Origin of the sequence: Nocardia higoensis NBRC 100133 (assembly GCF_000308595.1) — a bacterium.
GTDB lineage: Bacteria > Actinomycetota > Actinomycetes > Mycobacteriales > Mycobacteriaceae > Nocardia > Nocardia higoensis.
Genome location: NZ_BAGA01000070.1, coordinates 16,846 through 34,072 on the forward strand (window position 1 = coordinate 16,846; position 17,227 = coordinate 34,072).

The 17,227-nt window shown below is 69.7% G+C and carries 18 protein-coding genes and 1 tRNA gene; 16 read left to right on the forward strand and 3 right to left on the reverse strand.

The genetic code is table 11. From position 1 onward, the window contains the following. The first annotated feature begins 100 nt into the window (after positions 1-100). Positions 101-1,264 carry a mechanosensitive ion channel family protein gene (locus ON26_RS09630; protein ID WP_083883976.1) on the forward strand — a complete coding sequence of 388 codons (1,164 nt, stop codon included), beginning with the start codon at positions 101-103 and terminating at the stop codon, positions 1,262-1,264. A gap of 88 nt (positions 1,265-1,352) precedes the next feature. On the opposite strand, the gene ON26_RS09635 is transcribed toward ON26_RS09630, so the two are convergent. Further along, positions 1,353-1,817, reverse strand: coding sequence for a hypothetical protein (locus ON26_RS09635; RefSeq protein ID WP_040795694.1), 465 nt, complete (start codon positions 1,815-1,817; stop codon positions 1,353-1,355). Positions 1,818-2,122: 305 nt separating this feature from the next. Here ON26_RS09635 and ON26_RS09640 point away from each other — a divergent pair, with 305 nt between their 5' ends. The 15 genes from ON26_RS09640 (at position 2,123) to ON26_RS09710 (ending at position 15,763) form a co-directional block, all read left to right on the forward strand. Then, positions 2,123-3,370, forward strand: a complete 1,248-nt coding sequence (locus ON26_RS09640; RefSeq protein ID WP_040795695.1) for an aspartate aminotransferase family protein — start codon at positions 2,123-2,125, stop codon at positions 3,368-3,370. Between the two features lie 22 nt (positions 3,371-3,392). Continuing rightward, the gene (locus ON26_RS09645; protein ID WP_040795696.1) at positions 3,393-4,439 is read left to right on the forward strand and encodes an SDR family oxidoreductase; all 1,047 of its coding nucleotides are present in this window, start codon (positions 3,393-3,395) and stop codon (positions 4,437-4,439) included. Then, positions 4,439-4,948 carry an SRPBCC family protein gene (locus tag ON26_RS09650; protein WP_051026878.1) on the forward strand — a complete coding sequence of 170 codons (510 nt, stop codon included), beginning with the start codon at positions 4,439-4,441 and terminating at the stop codon, positions 4,946-4,948. Before ON26_RS09645 ends, ON26_RS09650 begins: the two co-directional genes overlap by 1 nt. Further along, positions 4,945-6,465 carry a class I adenylate-forming enzyme family protein gene (locus tag ON26_RS09655; protein ID WP_040795697.1) on the forward strand — a complete coding sequence of 507 codons (1,521 nt, stop codon included), beginning with the start codon at positions 4,945-4,947 and terminating at the stop codon, positions 6,463-6,465. Before ON26_RS09650 ends, ON26_RS09655 begins: the two co-directional genes overlap by 4 nt. Next, positions 6,465-6,734, forward strand: coding sequence for an acyl carrier protein (locus ON26_RS09660; RefSeq protein WP_040795698.1), 270 nt, complete (start codon positions 6,465-6,467; stop codon positions 6,732-6,734). The genes ON26_RS09655 and ON26_RS09660 overlap by 1 nt, the downstream gene beginning before the upstream one ends. Continuing rightward, positions 6,718-7,413: a dihydrodipicolinate reductase C-terminal domain-containing protein gene (locus ON26_RS09665; RefSeq protein WP_040795699.1), complete on the forward strand. Its 696-nt coding sequence runs from the start codon at positions 6,718-6,720 to the stop codon at positions 7,411-7,413. The genes ON26_RS09660 and ON26_RS09665 overlap by 17 nt, the downstream gene beginning before the upstream one ends. Further along, on the forward strand, positions 7,410-8,510 hold the full coding sequence (locus ON26_RS09670) for an acyl-CoA dehydrogenase family protein (protein WP_051026879.1): 1,101 nt from the start codon (positions 7,410-7,412) through the stop codon (positions 8,508-8,510). The genes ON26_RS09665 and ON26_RS09670 overlap by 4 nt, the downstream gene beginning before the upstream one ends. A 7-nt stretch (positions 8,511-8,517) precedes the next feature. Beyond that, positions 8,518-9,231, forward strand: coding sequence for a class II aldolase/adducin family protein (locus ON26_RS09675; protein WP_040795700.1), 714 nt, complete (start codon positions 8,518-8,520; stop codon positions 9,229-9,231). Between the two features lies 1 nt (position 9,232). After that, entirely contained in the window at positions 9,233-10,411 is a 1,179-nt protein-coding gene (locus ON26_RS09680) for a nitroreductase family protein (protein ID WP_040795701.1), read from the forward strand. A 22-nt stretch (positions 10,412-10,433) separates the two neighbouring features. Continuing rightward, positions 10,434-11,045 (forward strand): hypothetical protein, encoded by a 612-nt coding sequence (locus tag ON26_RS09685; protein WP_157171841.1) that lies wholly within the window; start codon positions 10,434-10,436, stop codon positions 11,043-11,045. Then, entirely contained in the window at positions 11,042-13,243 is a 2,202-nt protein-coding gene (locus ON26_RS09690; RefSeq protein ID WP_157171842.1) for an MMPL family transporter, read from the forward strand. Before ON26_RS09685 ends, ON26_RS09690 begins: the two co-directional genes overlap by 4 nt. A gap of 106 nt (positions 13,244-13,349) precedes the next feature. Further along, positions 13,350-14,090, forward strand: coding sequence for an oxygenase MpaB family protein (locus tag ON26_RS09695; protein ID WP_040795703.1), 741 nt, complete (start codon positions 13,350-13,352; stop codon positions 14,088-14,090). Positions 14,091-14,166: 76 nt separating this feature from the next. Next, a complete protein-coding gene (locus ON26_RS09700) occupies positions 14,167-14,613 on the forward strand; it encodes a cupin domain-containing protein (protein WP_051026880.1) in 447 nt (148 codons plus the stop codon). 334 nt (positions 14,614-14,947) lie between these two features. After that, complete coding sequence (locus ON26_RS09705) at positions 14,948-15,604, forward strand: PAS and ANTAR domain-containing protein (RefSeq protein WP_040795704.1); 657 nt, start codon at positions 14,948-14,950, stop codon at positions 15,602-15,604. 85 nt (positions 15,605-15,689) lie between these two features. After that, positions 15,690-15,763: transfer RNA gene (locus ON26_RS09710), tRNA-Pro, on the forward strand. 42 nt (positions 15,764-15,805) lie between these two features. On the opposite strand, the gene ON26_RS09715 is transcribed toward ON26_RS09710, so the two are convergent. Further along, positions 15,806-17,011 (reverse strand): tyrosine-type recombinase/integrase, encoded by a 1,206-nt coding sequence (locus ON26_RS09715; protein ID WP_040795705.1) that lies wholly within the window; start codon positions 17,009-17,011, stop codon positions 15,806-15,808. Then, complete coding sequence (locus ON26_RS09720) at positions 17,011-17,217, reverse strand: helix-turn-helix transcriptional regulator (protein ID WP_040795706.1); 207 nt, start codon at positions 17,215-17,217, stop codon at positions 17,011-17,013. Before ON26_RS09720 ends, ON26_RS09715 begins: the two co-directional genes overlap by 1 nt. Positions 17,218-17,227 lie beyond the last annotated feature (10 nt).

Sequence of the window (17,227 nt, forward strand, 5' to 3'; positions counted from 1 at the left end):
GGGTCCTGGGTACGCCTCCTGGAAGGACCGCTGAACGACACCGCCCGGCTGACGCGATGGTTGCCGTGGCCGGGCGACGACGGACAAGGAGCGCCGCCCGTTGGAGCAAGTACTACGTCCACTGATCGTCTTCGCCGCGACCATCGCGGTCACCGTATGCCTCGGCCTGTTGATGGGCAGAGTGCTGCGCTTCAGCGCGCGGAAACGACCCAGGTCGAGACTCCCGGTGCTGCTGCGCCGGGTGCAGGCGCCGTTGCAGATCTTTCTCGGCGCGGTCGCCTTGCACACCACCTACCCGCTGGCCGAGCTGAATCTGCGCCAGGACGGCATGATTCGCAATCTGCTCGCGACGACCGCCATCCTGGCCGCCATCTGGCTGGTCGTGCGCGGAGTCGACGTGGCCGCGGAGAACATGCTGCACTCCTATGCCGACCGCACCCGCGAAGTCGCGAAGGTGCGCCAGCTGCGCACCCAGCTCGGACTGGTGCGTCGGATCGTAACCGCGATCCTCGCGGTCAGCACTGCCGCCGTCGCCATCCTGCTGCTCGTGCCGAGCCTGCGTACGCTGGGCACGTCGTTGCTCGCGTCGGCGGGCGTCATCGGCATCATCGCGGGCGTGGCGGCGCAGTCGACACTGAGCAATCTGATCGCCGGTCTGCAGATCGCCTTCGGTGACTCGGTCAAGATCGGCGACACCGTGGTCGTCGAGGGGGAGTGGGGCACGGTGGAGGACATCAGCCTCGCCTTCCTCACCGTGCGGATCTGGGACGACCGCAGACTGACCATGCCGGTCTCCTACTTCAACAGCCAGCCCTACGAGAACTGGTCGCGCGGCGGCTCGCAGATCACCGGCACGGTGTTCCTGCACCTGGACCACAGCGCGCCGGTGGCGTTGCTGCGTGCACACCTCGGCGAGTTCCTCGAGGGTCGCAAGGACTGGGACGGCCGCGATTACGGTCTGGTGGTCACCGACAGCACCCCGACCGCGATCGTGGTCCGGGCGACCATGACCGCCGCGGACGCCGACGATGTGTGGACGCTGCGCTGCGCGGTGCGCGAGGAACTGCTCGGCTGGCTCTGGCGCGAGCATCCCTACGCGCTGCCGAAGATCCCCACCGAGATCACCACGGGCCCCGACATCGCGGGAGCGGGCACGGACCCCGTCGGGGATGCCGATCGCGCGGACACCGATCGTGACGCCGTCGATCGCGACACCGCCGGGCGTCGCCGTCTGATCTCCTCGAACGGACACGCTCGCGCCTGACACGACACGAACGGGGCCGCCTGTCCGGAGATCGGACAGGCGGCCCCGTTTGCCGCTGTGGACGAGTTCGCCGCCGGGAACGTGTGATTCAGCGGAACCCGAGCAGCGCGTCGGCCAGCGTGCTGACCTCGAGGGCCGCGAGCGCCTGCTGACGCACATCCGGGCAGGTCTTCGTGGTCACGTCGTCGACGATGCCCTTGTTGCGGATCACATCGTCGTTGAGGCCTTCGTTGCGCGCCGCCCAGTTCTGCACGGTGCCGTTGAAGGTCACCTTCGCCACGGTGGATCCCTGGTCCCGCCAGTTGTCGAGGTCGGACTCGATCATGTCGCAGAGCTGCTGCGAGGCTTCCGGCGAGATCACCGGCGTCTCGGAGCCGGTGGTGCGGGACCCGGTGGTCGGCTCGGATTCCGGCGTGGTCATCTTCACCGACAGCGACGGCGCGGTGGGGGTGTCGGTGGTGCCGTCGTTGTTGTCGGAACATCCGGTGAGCGCCGCGCCCGTCACCAGCGCGCCTGCCGCCAGCATCGTGACGTACTTGCGATGAGGTTTCATCAGTGCTTCTCCTCGGGTCGGGTAGGGCGGCAATACCCGATGCGTCCGAGTCGAATCGGCCGGCGCCGCGGGGCGAGAGCCCGTGTGCGGGAGCGGGTCCCGCGAGTGCTGGAAGTTTACTGTGACGTCCGGTTGTGGCCGAGGCCACAACCGGCGCCAACGCGGCAGCTCCCGCCCTTTATGGTCGCGCGTCCATGATCGCTGAGCCTTCAGTCGAGTTGACGGACTTGAGAAGTTCGGTCTTAATTTCTCTCAAGCTCTCAGGGGAGTAGCGAGCCATTTCATTCTTATCTGGAAAGTCTTATATGACAACGGAATTCGTGGTTCTCGAGCAGACCAGGCAGCATCTCGGCAAGGCCAAGGCGCAGCTGGGAAGCCTGCTCGGCGGGCTGGTGGAGCATCGCTCCGAGGGGGCGCGGCTGTGGACCACCGACGGCCGGGAGTTCCTCAACTGCGGCGGCTACGGCGTGTTCCTGCTCGGCGCGCGCCATCCCAAGGTGGTCGAGGCGGTCACCGCCCAACTCGGCCGTCATCCGATCGGCACCCGCGGACTGCTGGAGGCCTCCGCGGCGACCGCCGCCGCCGCGCTGGCCGAGATCGCGCCGCCCGGGCTGACCAAGGTGTATTTCGCCGGCGCGGGCACCGAAGCCGCCGAAGCGGCCCTGAAAATGGCTGCCATCCAGGGCCGTAACCGCCTGATCGGGGCGAACGGCGGCTATCACGGCAAGACGCTCGGCGCGCTGTCGCTCACCGCCAACGACACCTACCAGGATCCGTTCCGCGGTCTGTTGCACGGCGCGACCCGCGTCCCCTACGGCGATGCCGACGCCCTCGACGCGGCGCTCGGCCCGGACGGTTCGGACGCCTGCGTGGTGCTCGAGCCCATCCAGGGCGAGGGTGGTGTGCGGATCCCGCCCGCGGGCTATCTGAGCCGAGTTCAGCAACTGTGCCGCGAACGCGGCGCCATGCTGGTGCTCGACGAGATCATGACCGGCCTGGGCCGCACCGGGACCTGGTGGCGCGGTGAGGTCGAGCAGATCACCCCCGACGTCCTGCTGGTCGGCAAGAGCCTCGGCGGCGGCATCCTGCCGGTCTCGGCGGCGATCGCCACCGAGGAGGCCTATGCCGCCTTCGACGCCGACCTCTGCCTGCACACCTCCACCTTCTCCGGTGCGCCGCTGGGCATGGCGGCCGCCGCGGCCACGATCGATGTGCTGCGCGAGGAGAACCTGGTCGACGCCTCGGCCCGCCTCGGCGAACGCCTGCTCGCCCGGCTCACCGAGATCCGGGACCGGACCTGCCCGGAGCAGATCGTCGACATCCGCGGCGCCGGAGCGCTTTTCGGCCTCGAGTTCGCCGACGGAGGCCTGGCCGGTGAGTTCCTGATCGAGATGGTCGACGCGCGCGTGATCATCAACCATTCGCTCAACGCAGGCCCGGTGCTGCGCCTGACTCCACCGGCCAACCTGCAGCCGCACGACGAGGCATGGCTGCTGGAGGCCTTCGAGAAAGCCTGCGTGCGCCTCGCGGCCCACGCCGTCCGACTGCCGTGATCCAACTGCTAGGAGATTCGACGTGAAGATCTTCGTCACCGGTGGCGCCGGTGTTGTCGGGGTGCCGCTGATAGAGATGCTCGGCGCCCGGCACGAGGTCGTCGCCCTCACCCACACCCGTCCCGTCGCCGGCGCCGAAACGGTGCGCGGCGACATCACCGCCCCCGGCCTCGGCCTGGACACCGAAGACACCGCGCGGGTGCTCGACGGCCTCGACGTGGTGATCCACTGCGCCGCCAGTGTCGATTTCGCCGCGAGCTGGGAAACGCTGAAGAGCATCAACGTCACCGGCACTCAGCGCGTGCTCGACCTGGCCACGGCCGCGGGCGCCCGGCTGGTGCACGTGAGTACGGCCTTCGTCGACCTCGAACCCCCCGAGGACATCACCGGCGGCCATGCCACGCTGCTGCCCGGCCAGTACCTCGCCGCCAAGCGTCTCGGCGAGGCCGAGGTGCGCGCGAGCGGCCTGAACCACACCATCGTCCGGCCGTCGGCCATCGGCGGCCACTCGCGCACCGGGGCGATCACCGAATTTCAAGGTGTACACAGCATTTCGCGCGCGCTGCTGCGTGGTTCGGTGCCGCTGTTCCTGTGTTCGGCCTCCGCGCGCTACGACCTGGTGCCCTGCGATGTGGTGGCAGGCGTCGTCGCCGCCGTCGCCGAACTGCCCGACGCCCCCGAGACCGCGTGGGCCACCATCGGCCCGAACTCGATCACCGCGCAGCGGCTGCTCGAGATCCTCGACGAGGTCTTCGACGAGTACGGCATGCCCCGGCGCGGACCGCGGCGCGCCGACCCGGAGGTCTTCGAGCGGCTGCTCAAGCCGGCGTTCTTCGACGAGCTGACCCCCTCGGACAAGACCAAGATGGCCAACCTGATGACCACGCTGGCCTCGCTCTTCCAGCCCGATCCGATGCCCACCTCGCTGGGCACGATTCCCGGTGCGCCGCAAGCCTATTCGTCCGATGACGCGGAAGAGGTGATGCGTATCACCTACCGCACCGTGATCGCCCGCGAGGGCATGGCGCAGGCCCCGGCCGCGCCCGAACGCAACGAGGTGATGGTCTGATGGCCGAACGTTCCGTGACAATCCGCGCCCAGGTCGGCGACGTCGATCCCGACCTGGCCTTCGCCAAACTGCGCGACTTCCGTTCCTATGCCGAGCATGTCGACGTGGTGCGCGATATCAGCCTCGACGTCGATGCCGAGGGCAACCAGCTCAGCAGCTGGTCGGTGTGGTTCCGCAGCGGGCTGCTGGAGTGGACCGAGCGCGATGTGGTCGACGAGGCGGGCCGCACCCTGTCCTTCGAGCAGGTCACCGGCGACCTGGCCCGCTTCGACGGCGCCTGGCAGGTGAGTACCGGCGACACCGGCGTGACCATCGCTTTCGACGCCGTAGTCGACCTCGGCATCCCCTCGCTGGCCGACATGCTCGACCCGCTGGCCGAGCGCGCCCTGCGCACCAACACCGCCGACATCCTGCGCGGACTGTTCGGTCCCGACATCCGGTTCGTCCGGGACGACGCGAGCAGCGGCGGTCGGACGAACGGGATCGAAGTCGGCAGCGCGGCATCATGATTGCCCGACCGACCCGGCTCTACGAGGCGGTGACCGCCGCCATGGACGCCGCCCCCGAGGCCACGGTCGCCACTCTGCGCGAGACCCGGACCTTCGCCGGCCTGCGCGCCGACGCCGCGCGCCGCGCCGACCTGCTCGATGCCGTCGCCCCGCGCGGCGGCAGCCGGATCCTGGTGGCGCTGGCCAACCACCCCGACTACATCGCCACCCTGCTGGCGATCTGGTCGCGGGCGGACCTGCCGATCCTGGCCGATCCGAGTCTCGGCGCGGCCGAGATCGCCACCTTGGTCGAGGGTTGTGGGATCGACGCGATCGTTCGCGCTCCGCAGACCGGAGACGCCCCCGCCGTCGAAAGCGCGGTGAACGGCCACGCCGCAGCGGAATCCGTGGGGCCGGCATCCGTCGCGTTCGACGATCGTCAGCTGGCGGTGGCGACCGGGTTCGGCGGCGAACGCCCCGAGCTCGCACCCGACACCGAACTGGGCAGGCTCACTTCCGGCTCCACCCGGGCCCCCGCCTGCATCGAGTTCTCCGCCGAGGCGGTCGAGAACGCCGCCCGCACCTGGGCCCGGGCCGCCGACCTGACCGCGGCCGACCTGAGCCTGTGTTTCGCGGGTCTCTACAACGGGCTGGCGTTCAACACCACTCTCATGCCGAGCCTGTTCACCGGCGCGAGCCTGATCCTGCCCGGCGGCATGCCGAGCGGCGGGGCGATCATGCGCCATGTCACCACCTTCGCGCCCAGCATCCTGGTCGCCTTCCCCGCGGCCTACGAACGCCTCACCGACTACTCGCTCACCTCGCTCGGCGAGCCCACCCGGGAAGCGCTGCGCGGCATCCGGCTCCGGCTGTCCTCGGCGGCCCCGCTCTCCGCCGCGGTCGCCGAGCACGTCGCGCACCTGTCCGGCCCCATCTCCGACTATTACGGCATCGCCGAGACCGGTCCGGTCACCTTCGCCGACGGCACCCGGCGCGAGGGCAACGGCATGCTGTTGCCCGGCGTCGCCGTCGACATCCGCCCGCGTCCCGACGGAGCCGAGGTGCTGCACGTGCGCACCGCCTCCATGGGCACGCGCTACCTGAACTATCCCGGCGAATTCGAGTGCGCCATCGCCGAGGACGGCAGCTACATCACCTCCGACACCGGCTCCGTGCGCGACGGTGAGCTGTTCCTCGCCGGACGCGCCCAGCCGATCCTGAACATCGGCGGGCGCAAGTTCACCGTCGAATCCGTCGCCGACGCCATCACCGCGCACCCCGGGGTCACCGACTGCCGGGTCCTCGCCCTGACCACCCCCAGCGGTCGCGACTGCGTCGGCGCGGCCGTGCAGGCCAGCCCCGGCCTCGAGCCGGCGACGCTGCGCGCGTTCCTGCGCGAGCGGCTCGCCGACTACAAGGTCCCCGAAGTGATCGTCGTCGGCGATCTGCCGCGCGGCGCCACCGGCAAGGTCAAAGCCGAAGCCGTGCGCGCGCTCTTGACCAACTCGTTCCAGCAACCGGTCACAGGAGGCCGCTGATGTCCGATGTCCTGCAGGATTCGCTGACCAAGACCGTCGCCGCGATGGTCGTCAAGGCCACCGACGGCACCGTCGACGCCGAGACCGCTCAGCGCTCCGACCAGACCTTCGCCGACGCGGGCATGACCTCGCTGGCGTTCCTGCGCCTGATCGACGCGCTCGAGATCCGCTACGGCGTGGAGATCGACCTGGAGACCGAGCTCGACCACATGCGCACCGTCCCCGCCATCGTGGCCTACCTGAGGAATCAGGGTGTCGCCGACGCCTGACCGTCCCGTCGCCGTCGTCGGCGCCACCGGCCGTCTCGGCCGCGCGGTGACCGACGCCTGCGCGCGCCACGGCGTGCGGGTCGCCACCGTGGCCGACTCGACCGGGTGGACCATCGGCCGGGAACCCGCCGGCGTCGTCATCGATGCCAGCAGGCCGGCCGCCCTCGACGCTGTCGCCGAGCACTGCGCCGCCACCGGCGCCGCGCTGCTCTCCTGCGTCTCGGGCCGCCCGCCCGAGGCAGAGGCCACGCTCACTGCGCTGTCCCGGCAGATCCCGGTCCTGATCGCCGCCAATCTCAGCCCCCTGCACTGGTTGCAGGCCCGTGCCGCCGAACTCGCCGCGCGCCTGGCGCTCGCTCTGGTGCCGGACGCGGAATTCACCGTCATCGACCGGCATCCCACGACCAAGCTCGACGCCCCTTCGGCCACCGCGAAGAATCTCGCCGCGCTGCTGCCCGAGCAGACCGCGATCCTCGCCCAGCGGTACGGCGCCGCCGTCAGCGATCACCACGTCGTTCTCACCGCGGGCGCGGAGAGCTGGGAACTGAGCCACCGGGTGCGCGATCTGCGCGGCCCCGCCACCGCCGCCCTCACCCTGGCCGCCTGGCTCGAACAAGCCCGTCCCGGGCTGTATACCGCCGCCGACGTATTCGCCGAACTCGCGGGAGCCCCGGCATGACCGCCACCCTCACCACCGCCGACCGCCTGCGCGCGCTGCTCGCCGAGCACGCGGGCACGGTGACCGCCGACGAACAGGCAGGACGTTTCCCCGCCGAGTTGTTCACCGGCATCATGACCACCGGCGTGGCCGCCCCGGTCGTCGAAGGCGGTCCGGGCGCGGTGCGCGAGTTCTGCGCGAACATCGCCGTCATCGCGGAAAACTGGCTCGCGCTGGCCGAATCCGTGCACCTGCAGACTCTCGTGGCGCTGACCGTGGCCCGCCACGCCCGGGCCGCCCTGCGCGACGAGCTGGTCCCGGCCCTTGCCGAAGGCCGGATCCTGGGCGCCAACTGCGTCAGCGAACCCGCCGCGGGCTCGGACATGTCGGCCATCGAATTGCGGGCCGACCGCACCGACGCCGGTTTCACCCTGCACGGCACCAAGACCTGGGCCGGTCACGCCCCGATCGCGGGCCTCCTCGTCGTCTACGCCCGCACCAGTGCCGCCGGCCTCGGCGGCCTGACCTGTCTGGCGGTCGACCCCGCGACGCCCGGCGTCACCGTCGCCCCCGCCGCCCGCAAACACAGCGCCGCCGCCCTGCCCAGCGCGGACGTGCACTTCGACGGCGCCCACGTGCCCGCCGACCGGGTACTCGGCCGGGTACATCGCGGCGCCCGCGTGGCCGACGACATGTTCACCCAGGGCCGCGTCGGCCTGGCCGCCTGCGCGGTCGGCCTGAGCGAGGCGGCCGTGCGCCGCGCCACCGCGTATGCCAAGAGCCGAATCCAGTTCGGTGTCCCCATCATTCGCCACCAGGCGGTGGCCCACCTGCTGGCCGACATGACCACCCAGCTCGCCGCAGCGCGCCAGCTGCTCGCGCGGGCCTGCGACGAAATCGATGCGGGCGGTCCGAACGCCGATCTGCTCGCCGCCCAGGCCAAGCTCTTCGCCACCGACACCGCCATGCGGGTCACCACCGACGCGGTCCAGATCCTCGGCGCGAGCGCCTATCTGCCCGGGGAGTCGGCGGAACGGTGGATGCGCGAGGCCAAACTCCTGCAGATCATCCAGGGCACCAACCAGATTCAGCGCAACGCCATCGCGGCACGACTGTGAGGAAACCATGACATCCGCATTGGTGATCCAAGCGGCGATCGGTGCGCGCGCACTGTCGTCCGGCGGACACGACGATTTCAACCAAGGCCAGATCTCGGTCCGCAGGCCCGGCGACGGGCGTTTCGCCATCAAGGGCGCGCTCGTCGGATTCGACGAGGCCACGCCCGCCGATTTCGTCGATGCCGCCGTCGACGCCACCGAAACCCCGCACCCGCAGGCGCCGCCGGAACTTCCTCTACATCAGGCCGTTTACGCCGCCCGCCCCGATATCGCGGGCATCGTGCACAGCCACGCCCCCGCGAGTCTGGTCTTCGGCGCCCTCGACGCCGACCTGGTGCCGCTGAGCCACGAAGGCGCCCTGCTCGCCGGTGAAGTGCACCGCTTCCACGACACCAGCAACACCGTGCTCACCCTCGAGGTCGGGGAGGGCATCGCCAAGACCCTCGACCAGGGCGTCGGCGTGTTCCTGGTCAATCACGGCAGTGTCGTCGTCGGCCGCAGCGTCCGCCACGCCGTCGTCTTCGCGCTCATGCTCGAACGCGCCTGCCGCCTGCAACTCGATGCCCTGGCCTCCGGTCGTCCGTTCGCCACCTCCAACGCCCTCGACGTCGCCGCCAAACGCGACTACATCTTCGCCGACCTCTCGGTGCGCTCCTACTGGGAACACACCCGGCGCCGCGTGCATCGCCTGCACCCGGAGACCACCGAATGGAGTCGCTGACATGCGGGCCGGAGACAACCTCGCCTGGGGCGACGTCATCCACCCGCCGCTGCCCCAGACCGTCGGCATCGAGGCCCTCACCGGTGCGATCGCAGGCGCCGTCGGGCACGTCGATCGCCTGATCGGCCGCAAGCGCGGCGGGGAGAGCCGCTTCGTCCCCTCCGCGGGCGCCACCTATCCCTACGAAATACTGCTCGTCGCACCGGAATCCGGTGCGATCGCACTGCTCGACCCGGCGCGCAGGCAACTCGTGGTGCGCGCCGACTCCGACTTCGCCACCGACGCGGGCGATTATCTCTGTCTGCTCGTCGGCCGCCCGTGGCTGTCCATGCGCAAATACGGCACCCGCGGCTACCTCTACCACCTCATCGACGCCGGCCACGCTCTGTTCGCCCTGGCGCTGCTCGACCGTGCGGACAGCGCCGCCGACCGCTTCCCGGACGCCCTGCCCGCCGCGGACACCGTCGCCGGTGACATCCTCGCCGCCGGCCTCGTGCGCGCCTTCGAACCCCATGACGGCGAAGCCGACGGCTGGCGCCTGGTCACCACCGCGAAGCCGCGAGTCCAGATGGGCCGCAGCGAATTCGAGCAGTGGGCCGACCGCCTGCGCCCACCCGGTCCGCCCGAGCCGGTCTTCTTCGACCGCGCGGGCGCGCTGCCGGGCAACCTCGCCCGCTTCATCCCCATCCGCCGCTCGGCGCCCTCCTTCGGCACCACCACCCCGCCCGGCTACAACCTCGACACCGTTGTGGAGGACGCCCTCGAGATCGCGGGCGAAGCGGTCCGCCGCCTCGGTCTGCCCTGGCCCGACATCCATCTCGTCGGCGAGGTCACCGGCGGCATCGCCCTGCCCCCGGGAGACCTGCTCACCGGCCTGGCAGGCCAGGAACACCTGACCGCCGCCGAAGCCTACGTCGTGTTCTCGACCCCGGCAGGCGAGGACGATTCGGTCATCGACGCCGACCGTCAGGCGCTGTTGCTGGCCACCGGCGTCGTCGGCCAGGTGCTCTACCTCGTCGCCGCCCGCCACGGCGCGGGTGTCACCGGCATCGGCGGCCTGGCCCCCGAGTACTGGAACCAGGTCCTGCCCGCCGGGCACCAGACCCTGTACCTCACCGCGCTCGGCCGTCCGGTCGGCGGCGAGAAGTTCGATGCCCTCTACCAGGGCGCCCACGGGTGAATCCGTGATCAGAAAGGCTGAGATGACAACTGCGACAATGCCGTCCAATGTCGCCCGGGAACAGCGGAGCGCGGCAGCGCGCGTACTCGCCGACGCGTTCGCCGACGACGCGATCTGGCAGGACGTGAAACCGCGCAAGCCCGCCCGGGCCGATCGCGCCCTGTACTGGTTCTTCCGCGGGGAGGTCGAGATCTGCGCCCGCCTCGACGGTTACCTACAGGCCACCTACGACGCCGACCGGCAGCCCACCGGCGTGCTCATCGCCTACGAGCGCACCAGCCCGAAATTTCCGTGGTGGGTCTGGCTGTTCCGCCTGCCCGCGATCCTGGTGCTCGGCATCTCCCGCACGGTTCTCATGGCACGGATGCTGTCCAAGGTCGAAGCCGCCCATCCCACGCAGCCGCACTTCTACTTCTGGTACGTCGGCGCCCGCACCCTCGGCGGGGGAGCGGCGCTGATCAAGCGGGTGATGCGGGTCGCCCGAGCCAAGAATCTGCCCGGTTACGGCGAAGCCAAGTCCGCCGACGTCGCCGAGATGTGTGAAATCCTGGGCTGGCAATCGCATCCACCCATCGAGATCGGCGCAGGCCACAAGGTCACTCCCGTCTGGTGGCTGCCCACGGAGGCGAAATGACCACGACACCGGGCACCACGGAAACCACCGGGACCGAGGCGGCTTCCGGCCTGATCTCCCGGATCGCCGGAGCGTGCGCCCGCGCCCCGAAACTCGTGCTCGTCGTCGCGGGCGTCGCCTTCCTGATCTTCGGCGCGCTCGGTGGCCTGGTCAGCGAGCGCCTCAGCGCGGGCGGATTCCTCGACCCGGACGCCGAGTCCTCCCGAGTCGCCGATCTGCTCGCCGCCGAACACGGCGTGGCGAACATGCAGCTGATCTTCGCCGTCCGGGATCCCGGCGGCGTCACCGGCGAGCGTGCGCGCGGCACCGCCCGCGAGATAGCCGCCACCCTCGATGCCGACCAGCGCGTCAGCACCGTCACCTCGTGGACCGACCCGATCGGCGCGACCCTGGTCAGCCGGGACGGCACCACCGGACTCGTCGTCGCGGGCCTGGTCGCCGACGACAACGAGGTGCAGAAGATCGCGCGCGAACTCGCCGATCAGCTCACCGGCGAACGTGACGGCGTCACCGTGCTGGCGGGCGGTCAGGCGATGGCCTTCGAGGAGATCAACTCCACCGCCGAGGCCGATCTGCTGCTCGCCGAGGGAATCGCCGTGCCGATCACCTTCCTGCTGCTCGTGCTGTTCCTGCGCAGTGTCGTGGCCGCCGCGGTGCCTGTCATCGCGGGCGTGCTCGCCATCGTCGGGACCACCGGCGTGCTGTTCGTGATCACCTTCCTCACCGAACTGTCGGTCTTCGCACTCAATGTCACCACCGCCCTGGGCCTGGCGCTGGCGATCGATTACTCACTGCTGCTGATCGGCCGCTACCGCGAGGAGATCAGCCGCGGCTTGCCACACGAGAAGGCATTGTCGGCGGCCATGCACCACGGCGGCCGTGCTGTCGTGTTCTCCGGTGTCATCGTCGCCACCGCCCTGATCGGCCTGTGGCTGTTCCCGATCACCTTCCTGCGCTCGATCGGCTACGCGGGCGTCGCCGTCGTCGCGCTGTCGGTGCTGCTCGCCCTGACCTGCGTGCCCGCGCTGCTCGCCCTGCTCGGCCCGCGCATGAACCGCAAACCCCAGCGCGAAGCCCTCCCCGTCGAACAGACCCGCCTCTACCGCATCGCCCGGGCCGTGCAGAAGCGCCCGTTGCTGACGGCCCTGCCCGTGCTCGCCGTCCTGCTGCTCGCCGGTTCGCCCGTGCTCGACCTGCGTCTGGGCCTGCCCGATGATCGCGTGCTGTCCACCGAGGCCCAGTCCCGCCAGGTCGGCGACCTCATCCGCGAGGGCTTCGACCAGAACATGACCGGCACCATCGACATCGTCCTCACCGATGCCCCAGCCGACCGGCTCGGCGACTACGCCGCCAGGCTGTCCGCGGTCGCCGACGTCACCGCTGTCGCGGGCCCCACCGGCACCTTCGTCGACGGCGCCCCGGCCGGCCCGCCGGTCGGCAGCGTCGGCGCGAGCGGGTCCGCGCACCTGGCCGTCGCGACCGATATCGATCCGTACTCCGACGAGGGCGCCGCCCTGGTCGAGACCCTGCGCGCCGTCGACGCCCCCGGCGTGGTCCGCGTCGGCGGCCTCGCCCAGCAGAGCGCCGACACCGCCGCGGGCATCTCCGGCGGCCTGGTCGCCGCCATCCTGTGGATCGCCGTCACCAGCGCGCTGCTGCTGTTCCTGCTCACCGGCAGCCTGCTGCTCCCGCTCAAGGCCCTGGTCCTGAACACCCTGTCGCTGGCCGCCACCTTCGGCGCCCTCGTCTGGATCTTCCAGGAGGGGCACGTGGACGGATTGGGTACCACCGCAACGGGATTCACCGTCGCCACGGTCCCGGTCCTGCTGTTCTGCGTGGCCTTCGGCCTGTCGATGGACTACGAGGTCTTCCTGCTCGCCCGCTTCACCGAGGAGTGGGAGCGATCCGAGCACACCCGCGCCGATGTCGACACCGCCGTGGCCGTCGGCCTGGCCCGCTCCGGTCGCGTGGTCACCGCCGCCGCGCTGCTCATGGCCGTCGTCTTCCTCGGCATAGCCACCAGCGAGGTGGCCCTCATGCGCGCTCTGGGCGTCGGTCTGGCACTCGCCGTCATCGTCGATGCCACGCTGGTTCGCACCGTCCTCGTTCCGGCGGCCATGCGCATAGCAGGCAAGGCCAACTGGTGGACGCCGCGCTGGATGGCGCCCGTGGTCGAGCGCGTCAGGATCCGGGAATGAGGCCCTGCGGTAGAGGCCTTTCGTCAGTTGACGTAATGAGAAGATAAGTCCTAATGTTTCTCATACCCTCATCGACGAGGGGCTTCGACCAGAGAAGGATTCGAGAATGAAGACCCCCGGCCTGGATCGCGACACCCTCCTCGGCCGCTATCTCGGGGACCGGCGCTTCGTTCTCACCCTGCCCCGCGCCGTAGGGCTGCAGATCCTGCAGCCCTCGGTCGCGGCGGCCATCGTCGAGCACAGTCCCGTCTATCTGTGGGAACACAAGAAGCGCGTCGTCTCCCGCATCATCCACCTGGCCTACGCGTCCGTCGATCCGCACCCGACCATGCTCTACGGCCACGAACTCGTCCGCGGCGTGGACAGCACCGGCAGGCGCTACAACGGACTGGCCCCCGATCTGTTCTTCTTCCAGCACGCCACCTACGTCGACACTCTCGTCACCGCCATCGAGACCTTCGATCGGCCCCTGTCGCTCGTCGAGAAGAAGACCCTCTACGCCCAGTGCTGCCAGTGGTACCGCCGCTACGGCATCTCCGCCCGGCACATGCCCGAGACCTGGGCCGACTTCAACGACTACATGGACGAGGTGTGCGCCGAGAAGTTGGCCGTCACGCCCGACGCGGAGAAGCTCCTGCCGGAGCTGCTGCGCCCGAACGCCTGGCTGCTGCGCGGCATGCCCGACTTCGCGGTGCGATCGCTCCTGCATCCGCGCACCCGGGAACTGCTCGACATCCCGCTGCAGTCCGGCGACCGGACGGCGATGAAGGCCTATGCCAGGGTGGTCAAGACGGGTGCCAAGATGGTCTCGCCCCGCACGCGCCTGGTGTCCTCCGCCCGCGACTGACCGGCACGCCACCGGAGGTGATGACGATCGGCCGCGCTTGTCCTCTCGCTCGGTGCCCGCCGCTTACACTGCCGCGATGAGTCCATCCGGCATCGGTATCACCACGGCAGTGGTCCTGGGATCGCTCATCACCGCGGCGAGTCCCGCCGCCGCGACCCCCGCCACGGATCTCACCGCCGAGACCCTGGACGAGGCGCATCTCCCCGTCGGCCTGCCGCCCACGGTCACGGGCACCGACCTGATCGCCCGGCGCATCATCATCGCTCCCGGCGGCTCCACCGGCTGGCACTACCACGACGGTCCGGTCCTCGGCTTCGTCGCCGCGGGCACGCTCACCCACCCCGGTCCCGACTGCGTGCCGGTGATCTACCGGGCGGGGGAGTTCCTCAGCGAACCGGCGGGCGCCTGGAACGTCCATATCGGCCGGAACCTCGGCCTCGAACCGGTCGTCCTCTACGTCGTGTACGCGACGCCGGCCGGAGATCCGCTCTTCCGCGACGCCCCTGCGCCGGACTGTGCGTGAACTCTCGATCGTCACGGTGACACGGGGTCGAAGGCCGCCTCTGCCCGAAACGGGACCAAGGTCACCGAAATCCCCGCAACGCGCCCGGGTCACCGGGATGGTCGAGCACCTTCCCCCATGGCCGAACCGGCCTCCCACGTGGGCGCGCCGCCCGCGGCACGCCACGGCCCTCGCGATAGTTCTACCTGGAAAAACCGCCCGTCGTGACCGCGCCGAAGGTGGTACGTCTCGGTGAACGTGCTACTGGATGGAAGGATCCACGTACAGTGCAGGCATGACCTCCACCCCGGCCGCCCGTGACCTCGCCGATCCTGCAGGCAGGATAATCGGTCGAGTGAGCGACAGCGGGACCCCAACGGCCGAGTACGCGGACGCCTGGCGGCCGGCCGGCAGCTACCGATTCTGGTCGCGTGATCAGCGTTGGGAGTGGTCGGACGAGGTAGCCGAGCTGCACGGATACGAACCCGGCTCCGTGGTCCCCACCATGGAACTGGTCCTGTCGCACAAACATCCCGACGACCGCGACGCCGTCGTCGACATCCTGTCCGCCGCCGTGACCACCGGCCAGCCGTTCTGTAGCCGCCACCGCATCAGAGACACCCACGGAAGAGTCAAGCACGTCCTGGTCGTCGGCGATCAGATGCGCGACGACAGCGGCGAGATCGTCGGCTCCACCGGCTACTACATCGACCTCACCGAGAGCCTCGACGAAACCCGCCAAGAGGTCCTCGACGAGACCCTCCCGGACCTCGTCGCCGCCCGCTCCGCCATCGACCAGGCCAAGGGCGCGCTGATGGTCATGTACGGCATCAGCGCCGAACAGGCCTTCCGAGTGCTCTCCTGGCGCTCCCAGGAAACCAACACCAAGCTCCGCGACCTCGCCTACCGCCTGGTGGACGCGATCGCGGAATTCCGCGGCTGCGGCGTGACCGACCGCACTCGCTTCGACCACCTCCTGCTCACCCTCCACGAGCGCCCCGCCCCCTCATAGTCCGCAACACCGCCTCTGACCAGGCGATTCGCTCCAGGCGTACCCCTTGTTGTAATCTCTTGAAGCGCCCGGACGACGGGCGCAACGGGCTGTGGCGCAGCTTGGTAGCGCACTTGACTGGGGGTCAAGTGGTCGCAGGTTCAAATCCTGTCAGCCCGACAGACGAGAAAGCCCCTCCGAACAGCAACGGAGGGGCTTTCCTCATTCTCCGACCACTCGGAGTTGGGGACCATTTGGGGACCGTAGGTGCTTCGAGAGCCGGTTTCCGTCCTCGATCAGCGTCTTCATATCGGGATGCAGGTAGCGCTGGGTGATCCGAGGATCGGTGTGGCCGGCTATCCGCTGGAGCCGGTGCACCGGAACGCCGGCATCGGCGAACCACGTCAGTCCGGTGTGCCTGAGTCCGTGGCGCCGAAGGTGCTCGAACCCGAGCCGGGTGACCACGTCTTCCCAGTGGGTGGCCCGGTGCAGAACACCGGTGGAGATGCGACCGCCGCGGGGACCGACGAACAGCCGAGCATCGGGCCGACCGTTCGCCGCCTCGATCCGCCGCGCCACGATCGGCCGCAAATCCTCGATGATCGGAATCGGTCGGGACCGCCTGCCCTTCGTGCCCTTGTCCGCCATGCCACCGGGACCAGGAGTGGTCTGCCGTCGCAGTCGCCAGACCCATTCGTCCGTGTCGATGTCACGGACCCGGCAGCCCGACACTTCGCCGATCCGGGTCGCGGTGCACGCCGCGAAGATCACCACATCGCCCCAGCCCCGATACTCACCCGCCGAGGCGTCGACCAGAGCATCCGCCAACCGAACCAACGTGGCCCAGTCGGGCAGCGCCAGAGCCCGCGGATTGTCCAGCTCGTCTTGCACCTGGGCGAACATGCGCTGCCAGCCCGACACCTGCACCGGATTGCGTTCGATCAGCTCGTCCCGCACCGCCTGATCCATCACGCGGCCCCACGCGGCAAGAGTGTTCTTCACCGTCGACTTGCTGCACCCGTCAGCGATCCAGTTTCCGACCGCACGATCGGCCACGCCCGCGGTGATCATCGCAATCGGGAGATGCCCGACCGTAGGGAGGACTCGTCGGCGCCATCCCGCCAGATACGGGTCACGGGTCTTCGGCTCGATCCCGCGAAAAGCCAGCTCCAGACTCGCCGCGCCGTACTCGGCCAGCGTGGCCGTCGCCATCTTCGGATCCACGCCACGCGCCGCAGCTTGCCGAACACGGCCGATCCACTCGTCGGCCTGGTCCCGCGTCTCGAAGGACTCCGAGATCGAAGCCCGCTTCTTCGTCGCCGGGTCGACCCAGCGGAGCCGAGCGCGATACGGCTTGGCGCGGTCCCGGAACTCGACATCGGAGCGCAGCTGCACGCCGATAGGGGAGATGTCGACTCTTTCGGCCATCACGCAGCCGCCGGGTCGATCCGCCGAGAGCTCATGTACGCCTCCACATCCGCGCGGCTGTACCGGACCACGCGATCCGACACTTGCACAAAAGGCGGTCCCTGCGGAGGGCGAGCAGTCCGCCACCGGCGCAGGCTCGAAGCATCAACGCTCAGCATGCGCGCGACTTCCTCTGTCGTGAACCACTGTCCGCCGAACGAATCCATCTGACCGCCT